The organism is Pedobacter sp. AW31-3R (genome assembly GCF_052180285.1).
GTDB lineage: Bacteria > Bacteroidota > Bacteroidia > Sphingobacteriales > Sphingobacteriaceae > Pedobacter.
This window is the reverse complement of sequence record NZ_CP197475.1, coordinates 4,080,579-4,104,669: the sequence shown is the minus strand read 5'-3', so window position 1 is coordinate 4,104,669 and position 24,091 is coordinate 4,080,579. Positions and strand designations below refer to the sequence as shown.

The window sequence follows — 24,091 nt, the reverse complement described above, 5'->3', positions numbered from 1 at the left end:
GGGTTTAAATAAATTGGATGCCTCTTGTATTTATGTAGTTAAGAAATTAACCGTCAATCTTCAGCAGGAATAAATCAGGCTGGAAGTGGTCTGCAGTGACAATCAAAAATGACACAAAAACAACCCTGAATCTATATTTAAACCTTAAAAATGACAGATTTATTTATATGTTTGTGTATATTATGTATTCAACTACGTAGTTTTATTTACACTTATAACGAACATGAAAGTAAACATTATCCCTATTCAGGACCAATATGCCACTCCGGTAATTGAATTGATTTTAAACATACAGCAAAATGAATTTAATGTGCCGATTACACTGGAAGATCAGCCTGATCTTTTAACCATAGCAGATTTCTATTACCAGGGAGGAGGATGTTTCTGGGCAGCATTTATAGATGGACAGCTGGTTGGTACCATCGCGCTGATCAAATTTGATGACCAGGCGGGGGCAATCAGAAAAATGTTTGTTAAAAAAGAATACCGGGGCAAGGAACTGAACATCGCCCAGCAGCTGCTGGATACATTGATCGCTTATGCTAAAGACAATGGACTGCAGGATTTATATTTGGGAACAGTAACTATCCTGGAAGCTGCATTGCGCTTTTATGAAAGGAATCACTTTATCCGTCTGGAAAAAACAGATCTTCCTGAAGCCTTCCCTTTGATGCGTGCGGATAACGTGTTTTGTCATTTACACTTGAATTCATCCTTATGAATATTATAGATGAATCGGGAATTCTGGCATTGTCGACACGGCTGCAACGCCTGAGTGAGCAGTTGCGGAAAGATGGTGCCCTGGTATATAAAGCATTTGATATAGATTTTGAGCCGAAATGGTTTCCTGTAATTTATACTTTACATCACAAGGAGATTTTAAGCGTGGTAGAAATTGCCGCTGAAATTGGCTATACCCATCCTTCTACGATCAGTTTATTGAAGGAACTGGAAAAGCAAAAACTTATCCGCTCGAAAAAAGATAAGGTCGATGAACGTAAGCGATTGATCCAGCTCACGGCAAAAGGTAAGGAACTGATCCTGAAAATGAAACCGGTATGGGAGATCATGATTGCTGTACTTACCGAAGTGACCAACAACCAGAACAACATGCTGAAGGCAATAAAGGAAGCTGAAGAAAAAATTGCCAGCCAGAGTTTTCTGCAAAGGGCATTACAATTAAAGGCTAAACTTGAACAATAACAGAAATGAATAACGAAATACTAAAGCTAAATAGTCCGGTTTATTATTCCCTCACTGAAAGCCACAGGCAGTTTGCCATAGATTATGGGGGAATTAAATTTTATCATCCCGATTATACCCCATTTGGTGGTTCCTATGAAGGCGCCCGGACGATACAAGGCATTGACGAGCATGCATTATTAAATGATAATTTTTACGTCGTAGGTGAACGGCCGGATTTCAGTTCCGGACTAAGGATCAACAAGGAGTTGTTATGTAATCAGATGCTTCTTCTAGATACTCCACAAGTAATTGATACAGGAAATACCCGTTTACTCGAAGAAGAAGACCTGAAGGATTTATCGGATCTCGTGAATCTGGTTCAGCCGGGGTATTTTAGAAAAGAAACTGCCCTGATGGGTAACTATTATGGCATATACACCGGTAACAAGCTGGTCGCTGTTGCCGGCGAACGGATGCAGATGGATCGCTTTACTGAAATCAGTGGGGTGGTTACCCATCCGGATTATACAGGGCGGGGTTATGCCAAGCAACTGGTTGCCCGTGTCAGCAGTAAAATATTGGCTGATGGAAAAATACCTTACTTACATGTATTGAAAAGTAATACCTCAGCAATTGGGCTTTATGAAAAACTGGGCTTTCGTACCCGCTGTAACATCAGTTTCTGGCACCTTATCCGAGCCCATCAGCCCTGAAAATTTTAAGGATGGATTTAGGTAGACGGATTTTTTAACTGCCCTGAACAGCTGGGGATTAGGGGTCGTCTATCGACTTTCATGATGGATTCAGGTGATGAAAATATCGATTTTTATCCAATTTACGTTTGATTGGTAATAAATTTTCATTTGTCAACTGTCTGTTTGTTAGTGTTTTATGTATTTTGTTTTGGTGGTTTGAATTTTTTTTCTTGTAATTGTTGAGCCTTCTGTAACAAATTATCGTATTACCTGATATAGACTTAATCTGACACTATGAACTCAGGAATTACAAAATCGGCTTTGATCCTATCCTTACTAGGACTATCAGGAACCCTATTCGCTCAAGACTTAAACTCGGATACGACTAAACGTTTTGATAAAAAAAATTTCCGTACCTGGTCTATCGGACTCAACGGAGGCATGCTTACGCATCACACTCCATTCAATAACAGGTCCAGAACTAATGGTGACTGGCATACTCCACAGGAGAGCTGGGGTTACGGAGGTTATATCAAGAAGCAAATCGTTCCGGGATTTGGTATCCAGGCAGATTTTCTTGCAGGTAAAGTAAAGGGATTAAGATCAAACGCTCTGGCTCCGGGATCGGCACAGGACAATAGCAGTTTCCAAACACGTATTGACTGGTCGGCAGCGGTAAGCCTAAACTTCACGGTAGCGAACCTAAGTTTAAACCAGGAACGTAACATCCTGTCACCCTATGTCACTGGAGGTGCTGGTTATATGTCCTACAGTCCAAATGTTGTGAACACTCCTGTTGGTTTTAGCAGAGGTTACGATGAAGACTGGTTCATACCAATTGGAGCAGGTTTAAAAATTAGCGTATCCAAAGGCCTGAATATTGATTTGGGTTATACGGTGAATTTCATGAGAACCAGTGAATTTGATGGTGTTGCGGGTACGTACAATGACAAGTTCTCTTATGCACATGCCGGAGTAGAGATTGCCTTAGGTAAAAAGGGAACTTCCCAATTACAAAACTTCAGTGCTATTGCGGCTGTTCGTCAGGAAAGTGCAGCAGAAAGTGCAGAGTTAAGAAGAGCATTGTCTACTTCAGAGCAAAACAGGCTGAGAGATCAGGAACAGTATGCCAAAGATTTGGGTGATGACGATATGGACGGTGTTGCCAACAAATTTGATAAATGTCCTGGAACCCCTGCCAACACCGTTGTCGATGGTGCAGGTTGTCCTTTAAAAGTTCCGGCACCCGTCATCAAGGAAAAAGTAGTCATTACAGAAGCAGACCGTAAGGTAGTGGGTGAAGCGATTTCCAACTTAGAATTTGCTTTGGGTAAAGCTACGATCAAAGCGAAATCTTATCCAACATTAAATCGTGTAGCTTCATTATTGGTAGAGAAAAACTTCAGCCTGAAACTGGCAGGCCACACAGATAACACAGGTTCAATGGCTGTTAACTTACGTTTATCGAAAGACAGGGCAGAAGCGGTAAAAGCATACCTTGTATCTCAGGGTGCTAATCCTTCAACAATTGAAGCAACAGGTTATGGTCCGAACCAACCGATTGCAACCAACAAAACTGCTAAGGGGCGTCAGAAAAACAGAAGGGTTGAATTTTCGCTTTTCTAAGCCACCACATTATATTTATTGAAAAAGCAAAGGGCTGTATCACACGATACAGCCCTTTTTAGTTGATGCTATGCTGCATTAAAGATCCAGGCATTGATGTCGAACACCAGGAAATTTCCCAGAACTCATTTAACACCAGAACTCATTTAACAAAATTAGCGAGCACCTCCATCCATCATGATTAATCCTTAATTGCCGAATAAAACTTCTAAAAAAAATCTACTGCCACTGTTGCGCTTTTTCAGTGACCCCCGTTTTATCAGGTAAACAAAAGATTAAATAAAATCATGAGAAAAATCAAAACCTTTTTTAAACCGACAGTGACTTTATTGGCCATCGCCCTAACTTTTACAGCCTGCAGCGATGACGATGATGATCAGCCAGCTCCGGCTCAGAGCCAGTCTGCCCTGGCAGTAGTACACGCTTCACCGGGCAGTCCTGAGCTTATTTTAAAGGCTGACGGTACCAAAGCGCACCAAAGCGCACTCACTTTCGGTACCATTATACCTTACAGTGCCCTCATTTCCAAAGCTTACGAGTTCAGCATCACTAAAAAAGACGCGGATGCAGTGCTGCTGAAATCAAAACTGGAACTTAAAGCCAATAAAAATTACTCCTTATACATTGCTGACCTTCCGGATAAGGTAGCGTTTGTATGGACAGAAGATAATCTTGCTGCTCCTGCTGCTGATAAAGCAAATGTAAGATTTATCAACCTCAGCCCTGACGCTGGTGCATTGGATTTGGGTATTAACGGTGTTGCCACCAACCTGTTCAATAAAACTGCATTTAAGGAATCAACCTCATTTGCTGCAGTAACTCCTGGCGCGGAACTGACCTTCGAGATCAAAGAAAACACCAAGACTGAGGTACTGGCCAAATTAGAGAAAGTGAAGATCGAGAAAGGAAAGATCTACACGATCTGGGCAAACGGACTTAAAAGTGCTACCGACAATACCAAACTCGCTGTGAAACTGATCACCAACAAATAAGTATACACTCTTCCATACTCCACCACCCTTAAGCGCTTAAGGGTGGTATTTGAGCTGAAATGAAATCCGAAGCACTGTTGTTCAAGTTTAAAAGCCAGCTACAGGTGAAGCCCATAGAAAAGCTTCAGGACATACTTATTGGATGTTCAGACAATGATGAGCAATGCCAGGAGTGGGTATACAAATCATTTTACGGATACGTAATGGGGGTAATCGTGAGGTACAACAAAGATGTAAGCCAGGCTGAAGAACTGGTGAACGACAGCTTCATCAAGATTTTTAAAAATATACGAATGTTTATTTATCCGGAAGGTTCGGAAAACCTTTTGAAAGCATTTAAGGGATGGATGGCAAAAATAGCTTCCCGAACGGCAATAGATTTTTTGAGGATATCCAAAAATATCCAAACTAACGATGAGCTGACAGAAGTTCACAGCTTGGCGGACCATTATAACGTGTTGGACAAGATGAATGCACAGGATATCCTCAAGCTGTTGGACGATTTGCCGCAGATACAGCGCATTATTTTTAACATGTATGAAATTGAGGGATTCAAACACGAAGAGATCGCCAATGAACTCCATATACCGGTAAAGAACAGCCGGGTTTACCTGGGCCGTGCTAAAGAACGTTTGCGGATACTCTATCAGCAAACCCTAACCCGATCAGTATCATGAAAGACGAACGGATTGAGCATATCAAAGCAAAGCTGGAAGAACTGGAATTTGATTACCGCCCAGGCGCCTGGGAGGAATTCCGTGCCCGCAAAAACAAGCAGCATAAAATAGTCCAGTGGAAAAGAATATCGGTTGCAGCCTGTTTATTCATTGCTCTTTTTTTATTGGGGCCTGATAGAATAAGCCAGCACCCTAACACCACAACATTTCCAACTGCCGTAAAAATAATTCCGAAAGACCCTCCAATTATGGTCGGCGAACATGGGGCCGGCCTGAGGCGACCTGCCCAGCCCTTAGGTTTGCAGGCCATGCGTTCGCCTTTATTGATAGCCGGGACAACAAACCATACAGACCTTGCTGCAGCGATAGAAAAACAGCCTATTGCAGATACCTCAGTACATCAACACCCAGAAAATAATGTGGTTTCCGTCATCGTAAAAACACCTGCCCATAAAAAAATGAGTATGGAAGAATTCCTGGAACAGGAAAGTCTGTTAAATGCAAAAAAAACACGGGTTGCACCGGATGAAAAGAAATGGAGTTTTGGCCTGATGCTTGGCCGGGCGATCGATTCCCGCTCAAAAGCCAATTTAAATCTGGGGATCCAGGTGTCGTATGCTGTTAACCGTAAACTGGCCATTAGCTCAGGGATACATTATAATGAACTTGGCGGGGCTAAAAAAATACAGCAACCAGCAGGGTTCAACATAGAGAATAGCTCAAGGAAGCTTGAAAGTACCCAGGCCAGTATGACCGGTATTGAAATCCCCCTGGAATTGCAATACCGCATCAGTAAGAAAATATACGCGGGGCTGGGCCTTTCCGCCTATTCCATTCTCTCGCAAAAACAAATATTAACCTATAGCCAGGATATATCAACGGTAAGCTCCTATATTGATGCAGCCGGACAAGAACGTATGCAAGTCATTAATTATACCCAGGAATCTACCGAGTTCGTGCCCGGAGAAAAACTAAGACAAAATAAGTATGTGGCATTGTATAACCTATCAGTCGGATTTCAGCAAAAGATCAGCAAACGCAATACCTTATCATTTGAACCTTATGTGAAATTGCCGGTTAGCAGTTACGCTGAGCAGAAGCTTCACCTGGGACAAGCCGGTCTGCACATTAAAGTTGATTTTTAAGCACTTGAGAAAGGGCTTTTGCAAGGCTTCTTGGGCATGGCTGATACTTGCAACAGTTGGTCGATGCACATTTCATTGCCAGTTTTGTACAGTTCACCGAGGCAATGATACGTTCTACAGTTGAAGTTGTTAAATTTGAGGATGTTTCAGAATTATCAGTTGAAGTGGTGTTTTATCCTCATCGGCATCCTTGTTGCCACCACTACGCTCATGAGAAAGTGGGATGTAGAAATACTATCGGTACAGCATGCCGGACGCATTATCTCAATTACACTTTTTGTGCTGATCAGCTGGCTGATCATGGGGTATTTCAAGATGAACCGTATTCAGGGACTCAGTACCGATGCCAACACCATGGCCAGTGTATTCGTTGCCAGTGTCGCTATTTTAGGCCTCAATTATTTCATTATATTTTATGTGCCTGCCAGTATGTACATCAATGACGCACCCTATGAACCTACGTTTTTTGACTTTCTGAGACGTTATGTGGGTTCTTTTCTGCTCACCATGATTTCTTTTATTGTTTTTAATACCATATCCACAAAAGATATCCTCCAACAGACCAGGATTGAGAATGAGCAGTTTAAACAGGCACACCTGCGTGCCCAGTTACTGTCCCTACAGCAGCAGATCAGTCCCCATTTCTTATTCAACTCCTTAAGTACTTTAAAGACGATCACTGAGGAAGCAGATACCAAGCATTTTGTGATCCAACTGTCGCATGTATACCGTTATTTATTGAATATCAATGAGCACCAGACCACAAATCTTTCAGAAGAGCTGAAATTTATCCATGCGTATCTGTATATCTTACATGTCCGCTTTGAAGGGGCGCTTCATGTATCCATTGAAATACCGGATGATTTCCATAACTATCTGATCCCTCCGCTGTCCCTGCAGCTCCTGATCGAAAATGCAATTAAACACAATGTGGTTTCCATGGAGAACCCCTTGAATATTTCTGTTTTTTTGAATGGAAACAATGAATTGGTTGTTCAGAATCCCTATCATCCTAAAAAAGTTGCTGTGGAAAGTACGTATCTTGGGCTGCAGAATATCAATGATCGTTTCCGGTTGCTCTTTAATAAAGAGATTGCGATTAGCCGGACCGAAGAGTTTTTTACAGTCACTTTACCCATTATCAGCAATGAAAGTCATTATCATTGAGGACGAATTACGAACAGCGAAGGAACTGAAAGGGATTTTGGAAAAGCTAGACAGTGAAATTACTATTTTTCCCATCCTTTCTTCAGTGGCCGGAGCCATTTCCTGGTTCCGGAACAATCCTGCACCTGATTTGATCTTTTCAGATATTCAGCTGGGCGATGGACTGAGTTTCGAAATCTTTAAGGAAGTACCATTGACGATTCCCATCATCTTTTGCACTGCTTTTGATGAATATGCTATCCACGCTTTTGAATCCAATAGTGTAGACTACCTGCTGAAACCTTTAGAAGAAACCATGGTAGAACGAAGCCTCCTAAAATATCACCGCATTAAAGATTATTACGCTTCCGGGACCTATACAACTAATTTCAACAAGGTAATGGTACAGATGGAGGTCTCTTATAAACAGACCCTCCTGATCTATTACAGGGAAAAGATTATTCCCGTAAAGGTGGTTGATATCTGTTATATTTATGCCGCTGCAGGATTGGTTACCCTCCGGACGCTCTCAAATCAGGATTATACACTCCCTTATACCATTGACCAGATGGAAAATATGCTGAACCCGCAGTCTTTTTTCAGGGTCAACCGCCAGTTCATCATCAACAGGGAGTCCGTTCAGAATATTGAGCATTATTTCAACAGGAGACTTTTTGTAAAGTTACCATGCGAAACTCCCATTAAAATTATCGTGAGCCGTCTCAAAGTCCAGGATTTCCTGGCCTGGATTGAACAATAGCCACCTACTGAACCGCTGGTAGAATTTAAGAAATCAGTTTAAATCCCGTCGCTAAAAATAATGCCACTGGGAGGTATTGGAGATATCAAAATGAATTGTTATATGTAAATAAATGTCGAATTAATGGTGTTTTGTTTTACTTAAGAGATATAGAGATTATTCGGAGACGCATTGGGATAGCTGCGACCTGGCTGCGTGCTGAGTCCGACCTGGGTCCGACTGTTTTGAGCTAGTTGTTTTTGGTCGGACCCAGGTCGGACTCACTACGGAATTGATACGGACCTATCCCAATGCGTCTCCGAATTATGGAAAAATGTTCAAGGTCCAGGGTGGCAATCTTTTCTTCTTCCGGGGCATTCCGGAAAATCACCAGAAACAAAAAATAACTGAATACAAGCGATTAGAGGAGTTTTTTTTTGTGTTGAACACGTAGGTCGCGGTCTGCCAATAAAGAGGCTGAGCGGGAGTTAATGTGGCTTATATTGGAAATCAAGAATAGGATTGGTGAGGTTTTTTCGTTAAAATCGCTGGAATGGGAAAATGGATGGGCAACTTCCGGATTTTATCGCCCCATAAATAGTGTTTTGGCCGATTAACTTTTGTGTATTAAATGCTGAAGATGGAATTGGATCCTGGGCGCTAAATAGTGCTTGTGTGTATTAATTTAAAGTTAAATTAAGGCACAGCGCTAAACAGCTGTTTTTTTAATGGAAAATGTTATCAAGTTGTAGAATGATGCTGGTTTGACTGGCATCATTCTACAATCCTGGAAATCCAGGATAGCGTTAATCTTTTTTAATGGTAAAATTGGCTTTCTGTTTCTTAGTGAGATTATAAGAAATACCTATAAATCCTCCAACCCTGAATGTTTTTTCTACAGGAACCACATCTGATGAGAATGTTGAGTTCGGGTAATTTTGACCTTCGCTGTAGGGTGAACTTAAATAATCCACACTTTGCAATGCCGGGCCGAGCGTTAAAATCCACTTCTCACTTTTTCCAACCATCAGGCTCAATCCGGGAAAAAGAGAGTTTAAGGACAATTCGTTGGTATTTATTGATGCACCGAGTGTAAATCCTATGGTAGTGGTTCTCCAGGTCCGCAGACTGGCGTGGAACATGCCTGCAATTGAAGGAAGATACACATTCCGTCGTTGATTTCGGATAATCTTGAATGTACTGTCACTAACTGCTGATTTACTATAGCTACGGTCTCCTACGCCAAGGCTGAAAACCAGTCCTGTACTGAAATCATATCTCAATCCACCACGTACAAAATCCCTATAGGTGAATTTTTTTGCATCATGGAAGGGCAGGCTATCAAATTTGCTGGTAATTTTTATATCGAAAATTACCATGTCCTTTGAAGGTTGAATTGGTGCTGATGCTTTGATGAACGTTTCTTTATTCTGTAGAAGGGTGAGGAGTTCTTTAGATTTTGATATAAGTCTATTGGCGTTTTTATTCTTGAACACATTTGTCATCTGGTCAACCTTGGCGTTCATGGCATCCGGATATTTCTGTAGCCTGGATTCGATCGAGCTTTCTATGTGGTCTTCGAGGTCGCTGGTTGACAGGTTGTTGTAATTGTTTCTGAAATCTTCAGCTGCCGAGTAAAAATCGCTGGCTGCATTTGCGTTTTTGGTAATATTATTCTGACAAGTTTCCAATACCTCTTTTTGCTTCGCATCAAGTTCATGGTTGAGTAAAGGATTTGAGGCAAGATTGACAAGGTTTTCATAATTCCTCGAAATATCCCAAATAATCTTATAAGTAGTCCTCACATTTTCATATATCTTTTTAAGTGCTTCGACATTGTCATTGTAATTCACCATCGCTTTAGCTGTATTTTGTTTTTTCTGGTCTTGTTCTTCGTCTTTTTTGCTTTGTAAATTTTTGATTTCATTAACGATCTTAACTAGATCTTTGGAAATTTCAACGCTTTCTTTTTCTAGTCTCTTGCTGATCGTGTTATTTATTTGCATTCGAGTTGAATAATCTTCAGTTACTATTCCGTTGAGATTGGAATCTGGCTTGATTGAATATGATATATTTTGTTGAGATAATGTATCCAGTTGTTTTTTTAAATCAGCAATATCCTTCTCCTTGATCTTTTTTTTATGTTCAAGTTTAGATATTTGGGTTTGTAACAGCAACAAGTTTTCTATTTTTTTTCCATCTTCTCCTTTTAAATCTTTTACTCCAATCAGGGATGTAGCTGGCTGTATGACATCTTTAGCGGCTTCAGTAGCTTTTTCGGCATTTATTTCTGGAGGCTTGACCTGATCTACGTTTGTTGTTTTTTCCTCCAAATCCAGGGTGGAGTCTCTCGATGAAATATTGATATTATAAGATAATCTATTGATGTTTATGATCTTAAAGACCACTGGCTGGTGAATCCATGGGGTAACGTTATTTTTTTTGTAGGTCTTGGTTTTAAAATCATATTCTATGACGTATGTATTGTTTCTTGTGATCTTCTGGTTATTTATTGAGGGTTGCCGGTTATTTGTCCTGTCCTTAATTTCCTCGCATTTGGCGCAGGGATTCTTTGTCGTGTCTTGTTTTGTTAGATTGTTTTGAGGCGGAGTACCCCCTGGGTTCTGAGCTTTTAAGTTTGAATACGTACACAGAAGAAGGAAGATGAGAAGCATGAGCTGAGAGCGTCTTTTCATGTTGCTGTAGTTTAAGTTTAAATTGATAATTTTTTTAATAAAATTAAGGTGGATTGACTTGTTTAAAAATACCTACATATAGGTATTTTTAATTTATTTGACGACGTGTTAGTTTTAAATGATTTTATATGAAAATGGATCACTCGATTGTTATTTTTATTATAAAGTATAATCATTTATCTATGATGTTTAATCGAGTTTATGGTTTCATAAGGTGAAAATAAATTAGCTTTGCTAAAGTTTAGACCAAAGAGTACTCCATCCATATCCATGAAAATAATTACCCATAAAATCATTGCATTTGTCATCGTTTTACTTTCCTGTGCGCAATTCTCGTATAGCCAGTCAGCAAGCGGTATAGGACTACGGTTAGGCTTAAACAAGCCCATTACCAGTGACTACAATGTTGGGGCGGGGTTCGCTTTGCAGGGTAATATTGCGATAGGGAGTAAATGGGGGATTGAAACGACCATCGGTTATGAACACCTGAATTCCGCAGTTGGGGGGTATTATATCGATCATGCGAATTTGGTACCAGGGATTCCTACTGTTGATTTATTGGAGTTTGGTGTAGCGGCAAGATATTACATGACTCCGAAATGGTTCGTAAAGCTTGGCTTAATTCCTTACCTGGCATTAGGTAATGAGGATTTAATTGACGGTAGTATTGCGGGTTCAGCAGCCCTGGGCTATCAATTGAAGAGTGGTAGACTTCAACAGTGGGAGTTTACATTCAATACAGATTTCGTCGATATTGATGGACAATCAAATAGCGTGATTGCGGTGACTGGCCTGCGGGTAGCTTATCAGTTTAATTTCAGGAGTAGGTAGTTTGGTAGTTACATTCATCCTTCTCCTTTAATCTCGCTAATCAAACCATCGCATGCTGCAAAAGCAGTATACAAAAATTTATTCCGGTGTTTTTCGCCCTGCCCACTGAAAGATACCGATTTTTTGATCAGGCCCTGCATCCAGTCTTTTGTCTGTGCACAATAGAACTGGTCGTCGGTTTTAAGGTAGTTGAATGTGTTAAATCTGTTGTAACACCGCATGCTATCCTTGAATTCTATTAAATAAGCAAGGCTGCCCAACACTTCACAATTGTACCAGTTGAAGCTATGGTTGGGATCAATTGTTTTCTTGGCACTGATGGCATACATATTCATATCCGTGAGGCAGTATCGAATTTGTTCTACGATTTTTTCAGCAAGCGCATTGTCACTGATCAGTCCGGCTTCAAAAGCATAGCGGACCTGGTCTATGGTTCCATATACGGTATCATTCGCCCATATCTCAGTGCTTGGGATTTCCAGATAAATAGAATGGAGTTCCTGGGCAATGGCAATGATCTCTTCGCTAATCGCAGTGTAATCAAATTTAAGTGCAGAGTTATCTGCCCAGAAGAAAAGTTTGAAGCCAGTCAGTTCTGGATATTTGAAGAAATGAAATATGGGGATATCGTCGCTGGTGATCATGATATGCTTGTCCTTGCGTTGCTGGATGTATCTCAGGTTTTCCAGTAGGTCCTGCAGATAACCCAACATGTTTGGGGTTTCCCGATTGACATACAGGTAATTGAAAGTGACAGAAGGGAGTTGGTTCGGCTGGTACAAAAACAGAACTCCAAAGGCATCAGATAACTTTATAATTTGGCTCATATTTAAAGTGCTGCTGCCTTTCACTTTTTTATACGCCTCATTGGTGCTGATGGCCAATACTTCGGCTACACTTTGAGCAAGATTCTGGTACGCCGGCAGAGATGAACTGATCGCCTGAAAGAATTTAACCTGTTGTTCCGTCATTATAAATAATCTAAAAGTTGAAGCCCATTGATTTGTTTCAATTTTAAATGGGATGTACCCAACTGCTTCACCTTATACATGATGAATATAAGGTTTTTTTACTTAAAATAATGTAAAACATGAATGTTCATAACACCAGGAATGTTTAAGGATAATGTGCAGGGCAGCAGTTGAATATATTTGGATATAAAAACAACCAGCTATGAAATCAAAATTGATATTACTTATACTCCTTGGAGTGGCGCAGATGGTAAAGGCACAGTCGCCGGAAAGAAAGAACCGCTTCCCGGTAGGGACGTTCCATCACCAGAATCAAAACATTACGGGTATCTCTGTGGGCCTGTACTCCGGCCTCGATGATGAAGGGGAGGAGTACAGGAATGTGCAGACCAATGGGATCAGACTGGAAGCTGTTGGTCTGGGACTTTTAGTTCCGCTCATACCAAGTAGTCCGATTTCGGGAGATGAACAGCAATATAAAGCAACGATGGCCAGTCCACCCGCTGAGCGGATCAATGGTTTCAATTTATCCCCTGCAGGAACAGTGTGTGACTGTATGGTAAATGGAATAAGTGCCGGATTTATTGGACAGATCAATCGCTCTGTGAATGGGATAGGCTTAAGTGTAATGATGAATTTTTCAGAACGAAATAACGGTATTCAGCTGTCCATGTTCAATGAAAGTTCGGTCATGAATGGGCTGCAAATAGGAGTGAGCAATGGTGGCCGACGCGCAAGGGGATTACAAATAGGATTGATGAACAATTCAGTTGATTTGAAAGGGATACAGCTTGGGTTGTGGAATGTGAACCAGAAACGTAAATTGCCTATCCTGAACTGGAATTTTAAGGGGAAATCATAACCGGGAAAAGGATCCGAAACATAGGAATTGCCATCAAACAATATCACCTCCGGAAGAATATTCTTCCGGAGGTGATATTTGTATAGGGTTTAGATTCTTCTTTTACCAGCCAAAATTCTGAACAAGCTTTGTATTCACTTCCAGTTCAGTTTGAGGAATTGGCATGAGGTAATGCTGATAGTTAAAGACTCTTGTTTGAAGAGGGACTACTTTGTAGAACACGGCAAGACCAGCTTCCTTACTATTTACATCAAGGCCTGTTGCGTTCAGTTCCTGAGTTGAAGGTTTTGCATTTAAACCATGCACTACACCATTGTCTACAGTCTCCCCAATTAACCATCGCCTTACATCCCAGAAACGGTGTCCCTCAAAAGCAAATTCAATTCTGTTCTCATTTTGTACACGTTTACGGAAACCTTCTTTGGTATTGTCTTCGGGTAATATCGGAAGTCCAGGCATTCCTACACGTGCCCGAACGGTATTAATTGCTTCAAATGCTTCCGCAGTTGGGCCGTCGTGATACTCATTCAATGCTTCTGCATAATTGAGGTAAGTCTCGGCGATACGGAATATCGGATCGTTACGCTGTGCATCGGGACTGGTCCAATATTGGAGCAAATCTACGTAGGGATCACACCATTTTCGTACATTATATCCGGTCTCCGGATAGGTTCCGGTAGATTTTGGCCATCCTTGTGAGGTACCTCCATTGCCACCCCAATAGGCGAGCCATATCGGCATATTGTTCGTATGGTCAATTGCCCATTTACTGCCCTGATAAGCAATCGAAGCATAGAAGCGGGGGTCGCGGTCTTTGAAGCGATTGGATATATTGCTTAGCGTTACGTTCGCGCTATACCCGCCACCGCCATACAGTTCACCACTCCAGAATCCTTCTGTTGTATATCCGGAACCCTGACGATCAATTGGATATCCATTTTTCATCTCATAACTGTCAACCAGTTCCTGTAGCACACTGTATTTTCCCCATCCACCAAATACACCACCATACGGATTTAATTCCTGTTCCAGACCCTTGGTGTTTGCTACAGTTTTAGCCAGAATAATTTCATTCCATTCGCGTGTATTGAATACTCTTGCATAACTGTTGATTGGATCGCCAGCCACTTTTAACAAGGTGTAAGCGTTAAGGTCCAGGATTTTCTTAGCTTCATCTGCCGCTTTTTTCCATTTTTCTCTGTCGTAAGTCTGGTTAAAAAGTACCGTGCCATCCTGGTTTTTTATAGCCGCATATTTGGTATTGCCGTTAAATAGCGGACTGGCAGCGTAAGTTAGTGTCCTGGATGCCAGCGCGAGTGCAGCACCTTTGGTAATCCTGCCCAGATTTGCGTCAGGATAGGTTAGTGGTAATTGTGCTGCTACATCTTCGCATTCTGATACGATAAAATTTACCAGGTCATCTGTTGAACTGCGTGGCATTTTCAATGCTTCTGCATCTGTAGGCTTATAGGATTGAGTGAGAATCGGAACACCCCCATAACGTTTAAACAGTTCAAAATAAAACATTGCCCTAATGAACCTTGCCTCTGCCTTGTATCTTGGAATAACAGTGGCATAAAATATAGCCTGATCACCTGGAATAGGAACTTTATCAATGTTTTCCAGGAATAAATTGGCTTTTCTTATATTCTGATATTGACTTGCCCAGTTGTCATAAGGGTTAAAGCCCGGATTCCATGCTCCGTTATTATAATAGAGTGGATAATATCCTGCACCCCAATGGTGATAACTCTCATCTGTTGCTGCAGTAATTTCTTCCAGTGAACCTCCGCCGGGAACAAGTACTCCGGGAAGCAGGTAATAGAGGTTGGCCAGAACCCCGTTTGCATTATTAATATTTCCCCATACTTGTTCGTCAGTCACCAGCTCTGAAGGTACAACATCCAGGAACTTTTTACAGGAACTAATGATGCTCAATAGCAGCAAAGCTATACCGATCATTTTTATTTTTAGCACTCTGTTCATATTCGTTTTTATTTAGGTGTTTTTATATGTAGATAGATTGTTAAAGACTGATGGAAATACCTCCATTGAATACCCGCTGCTGCGGATAGTTTCCAGAGTCATTAGGAGATTCAGGATCAAAGATTTTAATGTTATCCCAGGTAGCCAGATTCAGGCCATTGACGAAGATTCTTGCACTGTTAATGCCGATCTTTTTTGTGAATGATTTGGGAAGGGTATACCCAAATTCGATATTTTTTAATCTCAGATAATCAGAGGAATACAGCCAGTAGTTAGAAATCTGGTTATTGTTGGCATTGGCAGCTGAGGAAATCCGGGGGTATTTTGCATCTGTATGTGTTGTGGTCCAGTAGTTACCATTGATATCCTCAAGTACTCCTGAATCACCAGAAAAAGGCCATATCCTTGGGCCGGTAAACCATACATTACCACCGAATGCGCCTTGAAATAATACACTGATATCAAAATTTTTAACATTGAATCCGAATGCAAAGCCCAGGATTTTCTCTGCTGTAGACGGTCGTCCCAGAAAAGTAGCATCCAGTGAATTGATTACATTGTCCCCATTCATATCCTGATATTTGATATCACCAGGCTGAATGGTTCCATAAGCACTCTGACTTGGACTGTTTTGAATTTCTTCGGCAGACTGGAATAATCCCAGAGCGATAAGTCCATACTGATCTCCTATACTTCTGCCGGTTCTTCTCTGGTATTCATGGCCAAGGTAGGAAGGTTCGTCCATTTCCAGTATTTTGTTTCTGGCAAAAGAGAAATTCCCTTTGACAAAGTATCCATAGTTGATGGTTTGCTGACGGTATTCAAGGGAAACCTCATATCCTCTGTTTTCTACTTTACCCAGATTGACATTTGGCAGGTTGACTACACCGAGTGTTGTGGGTAATGTTCCGGGAGGAGCTAAAATATTAGTTCTTTTTTCATAAAACACATCGCCCGTGAAAGTGATGTTTTTAAGTAATGTAAGGTCTAATCCCAGATTGTATTTGTTGGATTTTTCCCAGGTAACCGCCATGTTTCCTGTTTGGTCTTCTACAGTGCCGCCATAGGACACTCCATCCCGATTGCGTCCGAACTGGTATCCTGTTCCACCCAGGTTCCATGTGCTTTGATACAGGAACCTTGATCCTCCGATTTTATCATTACCTACGGTTCCTGCAGAAGCTCTCAGCTTTAAAACATCAATAAATTTGATTTTATCTTTGAAAAAGCTTTCGTTTGACAGGAGGTAACCAGCAGAAAAAGCAGGAAAAAGATCGTATCGTTGTCCGTCAGGAAAATTTTCGGAACCATTATATCCAAAATTGACTTCTCCGAAGTATTTATTGTCATATGCATAGGTTACACGTCCGATGATCCCGTTGTATTTATACGGGAGACCCAGGATTGCATTTCCTGAAGCGACGTCATCAAAGAAAGACTGCTGCTGGTAGAGCAGCATCCCGGTTATGGCATGTTTTTGTCCGAAAGTCCTGTCGTAGTTTAAATAGGCTTCTACCTGGGTTCTTCGCTCACTATTGGCAGCAACATCATAACCAAGGTTATTTGTTCCATCGGTAACCTTGGTATAAGTTCCCTTGGTAAGATCAGTTTCCTGATCGTCTGCTATGGCATACTGATAAGTAAGATAAGATTTTCCTCTGTTTACATTCCGGTAACTGAATGAATCAAATGATAACCTCACTTTTGCACTAAGTCCTTTGGTCACAAAAGGCATATTCAGGTTAAAGCCTGCTGTAGCCTGTAAGGTATTCTGGAAGTTACGCTGGTATCCACCCTGCGTTAGTCTGCCGTATGGATTGTAAGGTTTGGCAGGTAGGTAGGCAACTGTGCCGTCCGGATTTTGCATGGGGTACAAAAAAGGTGGAATTCCCTGCATATCTGAAAATAATGCGCCGGCGGAAACATTGGGATAGTTATTGTCATAGACAATCTCACCAAGGTTGAGCTCCATGCTCAGATCTTTAGTGATATTGATGTCTATGTTGGATCGAAAATTATATTTGTTATTTACCGCCTGAATATTATAATCTGATAAATCGGCGAATTTGTAAAGTCCTTCCTGTTTCAGGTAAGAAATGGAAGTGAAATAACGTACTGTTTTATCTCCCCCACTTACATTCAGGTTGCCCTGGTACATCGCAGCATTAGACTTGAGGAGTTCATCCAGCCAGTTGACATTGGGATACAGGTATTGATAAGCAGGTTTGCTTCTGTCCCTGAATTTGTTGAGGTATTCATCGGTATATGTTGATGAATTCTTTCCGTCATTGATCAATCCGACTTTATAAAGTGAAAGTGCATCAAATGAATCCATGTATTCCGGGAGACGGGTAGGATCCTGGATACCGGTTTGCGCACTGAAGGAGATAGATGGTTTTCCTTCTTTACCACGTTTAGTGGTCACCAGTACAACTCCGTTTGCTCCCCTTACACCGAATACTGCGGTGGAGGAGGCATCTTTTAAGATGGAAATACTCTCTACTTCATTGGCGTCAATACCTGAGAAAGCCCTTTCTACACCGTCTACCAGAATTAAGGGACTTTGGCTTCCTGTAAATGTGGCCATTCCCCGGATCCAGATCTGAGCACCATCAAATCCTGGTTCACCGCTATTCTGTAGGGTCGTTAATCCGGGTAACCTTCCCGCAAGTGCATTGCTTAAGTTAGCTACAGGACTTTGGGTAAGTTCTCTGGTGCCAATACTCGATATTGCACCGGTCAGACTTAACTTTTTCTGCTTTCCATAAGCTACCACGACTACTTCACCCAGTGATTGGTTATCTTCTTCCAGGTAGATGTTTAGTACTCGCTTTCCCCCAATGTTCACTTCCTTTTTTAGAAAGCCAATAGCGGAAATCTCGAGTATGTTCGTGCCAAAGGCGCTAATGGAAAATGTACCGTCTCTTGAGGTAGATACACCTTGAGTGGTATTTTTAATCTTTACAGTGGCCCCGGGAATGGGAAGGCTGTCGGCACTCATTACTCTTCCTGTTACAGTGCTGCTCTGGGCTGATGCTGCCCATGGGATCATTAAGCAAAAGATTACACCAAAAACAGTTTTTAAGCTGGGTTTTGTTAATTTAAGGTTCATGAAAATTATGGTTTAGGTTGCCTTAAATCTAGTGCGATAATGTGATGCTAATCACTTGTATTTTATCAGGAATTAGTTAAATATTAATTTTTTCTAGTCGGTTGTTTGTATCTGTTTGTTGTTTATCAGTGTTTTATAGTTGTTGTTTTGATTTTTTTTGCGTTTTAAGGGGGGTATCGTTGTTGGTTTGTTTCTTTCTTGTGCGCTCTTTTATTAATATTTGGTTTATTTATGTTAATATTTGTTATGTTTTATTCCTTAGACTGGTATTGTTGACCTTTTTTAATTGCTGCGGGTGATGCAATATGGCCAGGTTTATACTTCTGCTGTAGTCCCCAGTAAGAACATCATATTAAAATCAGTGGACTGTAGCTTTTTCTGGATACCTGACCTTTTTTTCAGACTAAAACGAATTCATGTGGGTATAAGCAATTGAAATGTTGCCAATGGATAACCATTGGTGCCTTCATGAAAAGCATATTTTATGTGCTATTGTCCGCTGTGGAATAAAAAAAGAAGAGCTGAAGAAGGAAAATGTCGATTTTTAAGGCATAGAAAAAGGGTTAACCAACCACAGTTAACCCTTAAAAATTAATCAACTAAACCGTTTAGTTAATTACAATTACCAGACCAAACTAAACCCTTGGCCTTAATTTTTTTATTTTTTTAACCGGATGCCTAAATTCATCAGGTTCTTTTTCTGCGTATCAGTAAAATTGCCCCCGCTACACCAATGAGACCAGGGAGGATACCCAGATAAAATAGTTGAAACATTGATACGGTATTCCGGTTAATTGTCAGTAAGTTATCCTGGGTAGCAGGTCTGCTAACATCTACAGGGAAAATATCACCGGTTAACCAGCCAAAGATATTATGGGTAAACTCGAAATTTGCTTTGGCTACATTTTGTCTGCTCATTTCTCCATTACTGAAAAATGTGGCATCACCAATCACCATAATACGCTGTTGTTTTCCCTGTTGCTGTCTGTCCAGTGCATAGGCCAGTGGCAGGACTGTTCTCTGGTCACCTGCTGAAGGCTGATAGGTTAAACGGAGAGAATCGCCTGTGAGGGGACGAAGGCGGTTCCAGTTGTGTGCCGGATCGGTGATCAGCATTGGTGTTGCCTGGAAAGATGTGTCCGGTGTATAACGCAATGCCACAGCTCCGGATAAGGCAACTGGAGCAGGGAAAGAGGAAACATGTGCAAATGATTTTATTTTTGAAGCTTCCGGAGAAAAGTGGCTTAAGGCATAATTCAGCGCAATATCTTTGGTGTCCTGAATAATCATTCCCGGAAGAAATTCAAGGCCTAAAGGTTTGATGACAGGGTTTAAAATAGATTGCCTTCCTGGTTCTCCGGCAATCAGCATAGATCCGCCTCTTTCAATGAACTGATCGAGATTCCCTAGCTCTGCAGCAGTCAGTGAATTTCTGGGATCTGCGAGGACCAGTACATCTACATCTTCCGGAATTTTAGCGGATAAGGAAATGTTGCACAGGTCGTATCCCAGGTTCATCAGCGCCGATCTTGAACTGCGGGCGGCGATCGTAAAGTAATAGTGCTGATCACCCATGCTCTCCAGGTCAGGCTCATCATGGCCAGTGATAAAACCTATTTTAGGCGATTTCACCAATAACTTTTTCAGTACCACAGAAATTTCCTGCTCAAAAGGGTAGGCATCCGGATCATTAAACATTCGGAGAAATACTTTCTTGCCATCATAATTGATTTCCCTCACGAAGCGGTTCTGTTCAGGCCGCAAATCTATAACCTTACGTATTTCAGCAGGAGAGAGGATCTTGTCGAAATCCATACGTTCTGCCTGTGCTTTACGTTTGGCTTTTTCAACAAGTTCCTTGTGGTCCTTAAAAGGATTAGGGCCGTCCAGGGGCATGTCATAATAATAGATGTAGTTGATTTTTATGTCTGGCTTGAACCTGATGTATCGCTCGAAATGTTCCGCATCGCTGATCTGGCTGGCTGGCAAGCCCAGGTAGGCACCTCCATCCATGATATTGATATAGGAGTTGATCACCATCGGTTTATCCAGTTGGGCGATGATTTTCTGGCTGTTTTCTGTCAGCGTATTACTTTTAAGCGTTGTCACATCGGCATAGGCCGTGAAAGCAGGGCGGGAACTGATATAACCGAACAGCAGTATCGTGGCGAAAAGTCCGGTGTAACGGCCCAGCGCTGCATAAATTCCACGTGCACGACGGTCGTCCTGCAGCTTCATGATGGCCAGCAGAATAAAGAAAGTAATGACCAAAACGAAATACAGGAGGTCTTTACTCGAGATCAATCCAAAGAACATATGGCTTGCACGGCCGTTAATGGAAAGAAAATAAGTTAAATCCCTGACGAAAGCCACATTCTGCCACACACCACCAATATAACTTAGTATACCCAGCACAACGAGTGTACTCAGGGCGGCAATCATCTGGTAGGAGGTAAGACAGGACATGTATAATCCGATTGCCGCATAGGCACAGATCAATAAATACAGTCCCAGCATCCCGGAAAACAGGATGCCCAGGTCAATATTTGCGATCGAATAAACACCGCCCAGACAGATCAGTACCATGATGAAGCTCAGCAAGGCACCATAAACCACCATGGAAAGATACTTTCCGAAAATGATCGCTGATATTTTCACGGGAGAGGAAAACAGCAGTTTTATGGTGCCGCTGCTCGTTTCCCTGCTCATTAAGCCCATGGTCAACAATGGGATATACAAATACAGGTGTTTTTGGATCTGGCCGAAAAAACCACTGTTGCTGCTGAACATGTAAATGCTGAGTTGCTCCAGATTGGTTCCTCCATATTGGTTGGCTTCAAATATGGCCAGTTTATCGGTGAAACTGATGCCGCACTGAACAGCGAATATAATGAGTATAAGCCAGGCAATAGGAGAGAAGAACAGTGTTTCTAATTCCTGTCTGGCAATTTTTAAGATAACTTTCATTTTTATTTCTTTATACCGTGGTCTTTTTGGTTTTGTTGGACAATTGAGCGAAAATCGCTTCCAGTGAACTTTTCTCTAAGGTGATCTCGCGTAAACGCCAGCTGCGTTCGGCACTGGTGTCTATAATGGTTTCTGTGATATCCGGACTGCCCTGGAAGTATATTCGGTACTGCCCGCTATAGATTTCCTCTACCCTCGTGACCCCTGGAATAGCCAGCAATTCGTTCATTTGAGGGGCGAATTTCCAGCTGGCCATCAGACTGTCTGGCTGTATGTAATTGTTGAAGGCATCCATACTGTCTTCAAATACCATCTGACCACTCTCAATCATTCGGATGTGCTGGCAGGTGGCCTGAACTTCTGATAGTACATGTGAGGAGAAGATGACTGAACGGTCCCGAGCAATTTCCTTGATGAGTGCACGGACTTCAAGAATCTGATTGGGATCCAAACCATTGGTTGGTTCATCCAGCACAACGAGTCTTGGCGTGTGAATAATAGCCTGCGCGATACCTGCACGCTGGCGGTACCCTCCGGAAAGATTGCCAATGAGCCGGTTATGGAAATGGGCAACGCCACACTTTTCCATCGCCCGGTCTATCGCTTCCGGAATTTCCTTTTCAGGAATCAGGCGGAGGTGGGCACAGTAGGTGAGGTACTCCCGTACCGTGAAGTCGAAATACAATGGTGGATTTTGTGGCAGGAAACCCAGTAGTTTTTTCGCTTCTTCCGGTTCTTTGGCAAGATTTACCCCTCCTATAAAGACATTCCCTGTAGTTTGGGTCAGCACCCCGCAAAGGATGTTCATGATGGTAGATTTGCCGGCTCCATTGGAGCCAAGCAAACCCAGGATACCTTCGTTTTCCCTGATTTCGAAATTGATATTTTGTACCGCCCAGTCTCTGCCGTAACGGTGTGATAAATTTTCTATTTTAACAATACTGTCTTCCATTTGGTGTTTTTAATTCTCTAGTTTGTGTCAAGGAGTGTTTGTTAAGGATTATTTACCATTCCAGGGTTGGCTACAATATAGAAGCTTGGTAAACGCAATGTCAGTCTCTCTTCCTTCAGGGGAAAGCTCTTTGCTGCTGCGTCGCTGTAATATTCTATATGTGCCGGCAATTCAGCGCCAAATAGCGGGTCTTTATAGAGTCTTCTCATGTCGAACCAGCGATAGCCTTCTGCGGCGAATTCGCGGGTACGCTCATCGATAATGAAATGGACCAGTTCGCGCTGATTGGTGGCTACCGATGCAGGCATGCCCTCGTTGGTGTCAGGCATACGTTTACTGCGCAGGGCAAGCAGGTCTTCCATAGCACCGCTCAGGTTATTTAAACGCGCACGACATTCTGCACGCATGAGGTACAAGTCTGGCAGCTGAATGCCAAATTTGATAAAAGTATATCCATACTTACGCAGTCTCCCCGCAGGATTGGGCTCTTCATCATTAAACGTTGCTGAATAAAACTCAAGACGGAAGTCGTTTGGTTCATAGAGTTTTTGTGCTGACTCGCTGAGTACCAGCCCGTCATTACCTATGGGCTGATAAGATCCTTCGTAATAGGTTTTGGAGAGCAGGGCTTCTGTAAAATCATCCGGATTGTTTCCCGGGCCATTTGGTCCGTTGTAGGATATTGGAAGGAAGGATCCTTCCGGGCCAAGCACAATATTATAATCGTATAGTTTCGCAGGATTCCGTTGCTGACTGATACCGGTAAAGGCAGCGTCAAAATGTGGAAGTGCATCTGAAAAACGGTGCATGAATACATAGGTCTTACCCAGAATGGCTTCAGCTGCAGGTTTAGTCATCCTGACCGCGAAATTCTGGTCTATAGGAAGGTCTGGTATGGCTTCCGTTAGGTCCTGTAGTATCAAATCATAGACTTCCTGCACCGTATTTCTGGAGTAATAGCGAATGGAGATGTCGGCAGTTTTTATAATTGGAAAGCCGGGATCTGTTGCTGCGGTCGCCACCTGATAAGGTTTCGCATAAAAATTAATCATTTGCAGGTACAACCAGGCACGGGTGGCTTTGGCCTCAGCAATCAGGTTTCTCTTCTGCAATTCAGTTCCATCGATAGCATCCGGCACTTCCATGATCACTTTATTGCAAACATATAAATTGTTAAGGAACGATTTCAGGTCAAGCGCTTCCTGTCCTTCTTCATATACAACATCTTCGTAGTGAAAAAGGCGTTGTGTCTGAACGGTACCATTTCCATTGAGAAAGTCGTTTTCTGCTGCAACGTCGTCTCCAAGCAATACGGTAGCCTGCCATCCGCCTTCATCCAGCGTATAAAACTTTCGGCTGTTCATGAGCATGTCGTAGTCGCTGATTTTTTTGGCTACAATCCGTTGTTTTTGATCTACTTCCAGGAAGCTGTCCTTGCAGGAGCTAAGTCCGGTACAAATCAGGATTCCTGAGAGCAGGAGGGTATAACTATATCTTTTCATCTCTTTT

Annotated in this window: 18 protein-coding genes; 11 read left to right on the top strand and 7 right to left on the bottom strand. The window is 42.0% G+C overall.

The annotated features are described in order from the left end of the window. The first annotated feature begins 223 nt into the window (after positions 1-223). From ACSBL2_RS16810 to ACSBL2_RS16770, 9 genes are all read left to right on the top strand, one after another. On the top strand, positions 224-721 hold the full coding sequence (locus ACSBL2_RS16810) for a GNAT family N-acetyltransferase (RefSeq protein WP_442587706.1): 498 nt from the start codon (positions 224-226) through the stop codon (positions 719-721). Next, positions 718-1,203 (top strand): MarR family winged helix-turn-helix transcriptional regulator, encoded by a 486-nt coding sequence (locus tag ACSBL2_RS16805; protein WP_442587705.1) that lies wholly within the window; start codon positions 718-720, stop codon positions 1,201-1,203. Before ACSBL2_RS16810 ends, ACSBL2_RS16805 begins: the two co-directional genes overlap by 4 nt. A 5-nt stretch (positions 1,204-1,208) precedes the next feature. After that, positions 1,209-1,898, top strand: coding sequence for a GNAT family N-acetyltransferase (locus tag ACSBL2_RS16800; protein WP_442587704.1), 690 nt, complete (start codon positions 1,209-1,211; stop codon positions 1,896-1,898). A gap of 276 nt (positions 1,899-2,174) precedes the next feature. Continuing rightward, on the top strand, positions 2,175-3,506 hold the full coding sequence (locus ACSBL2_RS16795; RefSeq protein WP_442587703.1) for a DUF6089 family protein: 1,332 nt from the start codon (positions 2,175-2,177) through the stop codon (positions 3,504-3,506). 287 nt (positions 3,507-3,793) lie between these two features. Next, positions 3,794-4,498, top strand: a complete 705-nt coding sequence (locus tag ACSBL2_RS16790; RefSeq protein WP_442587702.1) for a DUF4397 domain-containing protein — start codon at positions 3,794-3,796, stop codon at positions 4,496-4,498. A 59-nt stretch (positions 4,499-4,557) separates the two neighbouring features. Beyond that, complete coding sequence (locus ACSBL2_RS16785) at positions 4,558-5,175, top strand: RNA polymerase sigma factor (RefSeq protein WP_442587701.1); 618 nt, start codon at positions 4,558-4,560, stop codon at positions 5,173-5,175. Beyond that, positions 5,172-6,320, top strand: coding sequence for an outer membrane beta-barrel protein (locus ACSBL2_RS16780; RefSeq protein WP_442587700.1), 1,149 nt, complete (start codon positions 5,172-5,174; stop codon positions 6,318-6,320). Before ACSBL2_RS16785 ends, ACSBL2_RS16780 begins: the two co-directional genes overlap by 4 nt. 141 nt (positions 6,321-6,461) lie before the next feature. After that, entirely contained in the window at positions 6,462-7,487 is a 1,026-nt protein-coding gene (locus tag ACSBL2_RS16775; RefSeq protein ID WP_442587699.1) for a sensor histidine kinase, read from the top strand. Then, the gene (locus ACSBL2_RS16770) at positions 7,468-8,226 is read left to right on the top strand and encodes a LytR/AlgR family response regulator transcription factor (protein WP_442587698.1); all 759 of its coding nucleotides are present in this window, start codon (positions 7,468-7,470) and stop codon (positions 8,224-8,226) included. The genes ACSBL2_RS16775 and ACSBL2_RS16770 overlap by 20 nt, the downstream gene beginning before the upstream one ends. Positions 8,227-9,011: 785 nt before the next feature. On the opposite strand, the gene ACSBL2_RS16765 is transcribed toward ACSBL2_RS16770, so the two are convergent. Next, a complete protein-coding gene (locus ACSBL2_RS16765; protein ID WP_442587697.1) occupies positions 9,012-10,901 on the bottom strand; it encodes a hypothetical protein in 1,890 nt (629 codons plus the stop codon). Between the two features lie 270 nt (positions 10,902-11,171). Between ACSBL2_RS16765 and ACSBL2_RS16760 the strand changes: the two genes are divergently transcribed. Beyond that, a complete protein-coding gene (locus ACSBL2_RS16760) occupies positions 11,172-11,732 on the top strand; it encodes a hypothetical protein (RefSeq protein WP_442587696.1) in 561 nt (186 codons plus the stop codon). 14 nt (positions 11,733-11,746) lie between these two features. Here the strand turns inward: ACSBL2_RS16760 and ACSBL2_RS16755 are convergent, their stop codons facing one another. Continuing rightward, a complete protein-coding gene (locus tag ACSBL2_RS16755; protein WP_442587695.1) occupies positions 11,747-12,703 on the bottom strand; it encodes a hypothetical protein in 957 nt (318 codons plus the stop codon). A gap of 202 nt (positions 12,704-12,905) precedes the next feature. On the opposite strand from ACSBL2_RS16755, the gene ACSBL2_RS16750 reads away from it, so the two are divergent. After that, entirely contained in the window at positions 12,906-13,565 is a 660-nt protein-coding gene (locus ACSBL2_RS16750; protein ID WP_442587694.1) for an LA_2272 family surface repeat-containing protein, read from the top strand. A 102-nt stretch (positions 13,566-13,667) separates the two neighbouring features. On the opposite strand, the gene ACSBL2_RS16745 is transcribed toward ACSBL2_RS16750, so the two are convergent. The 5 genes from ACSBL2_RS16745 to ACSBL2_RS16725 all read right to left on the bottom strand — a co-directional run bounded on the left by ACSBL2_RS16745 (position 13,668) and on the right by ACSBL2_RS16725 (position 24,084). Beyond that, the gene (locus tag ACSBL2_RS16745) at positions 13,668-15,551 is read right to left on the bottom strand and encodes a RagB/SusD family nutrient uptake outer membrane protein (protein WP_442587693.1); all 1,884 of its coding nucleotides are present in this window, start codon (positions 15,549-15,551) and stop codon (positions 13,668-13,670) included. 40 nt (positions 15,552-15,591) lie between these two features. Then, the gene (locus ACSBL2_RS16740) at positions 15,592-18,663 is read right to left on the bottom strand and encodes a SusC/RagA family TonB-linked outer membrane protein (protein ID WP_442587692.1); all 3,072 of its coding nucleotides are present in this window, start codon (positions 18,661-18,663) and stop codon (positions 15,592-15,594) included. Positions 18,664-19,350: 687 nt separating this feature from the next. Further along, entirely contained in the window at positions 19,351-21,630 is a 2,280-nt protein-coding gene (locus ACSBL2_RS16735) for a Gldg family protein (RefSeq protein WP_442587691.1), read from the bottom strand. 10 nt (positions 21,631-21,640) lie between these two features. Next, positions 21,641-22,582: an ABC transporter ATP-binding protein gene (locus ACSBL2_RS16730; protein ID WP_442587690.1), complete on the bottom strand. Its 942-nt coding sequence runs from the start codon at positions 22,580-22,582 to the stop codon at positions 21,641-21,643. A 41-nt stretch (positions 22,583-22,623) separates the two neighbouring features. Then, a complete protein-coding gene (locus ACSBL2_RS16725; protein ID WP_442587689.1) occupies positions 22,624-24,084 on the bottom strand; it encodes a RagB/SusD family nutrient uptake outer membrane protein in 1,461 nt (486 codons plus the stop codon). Positions 24,085-24,091: the final 7 nt, after the last annotated feature.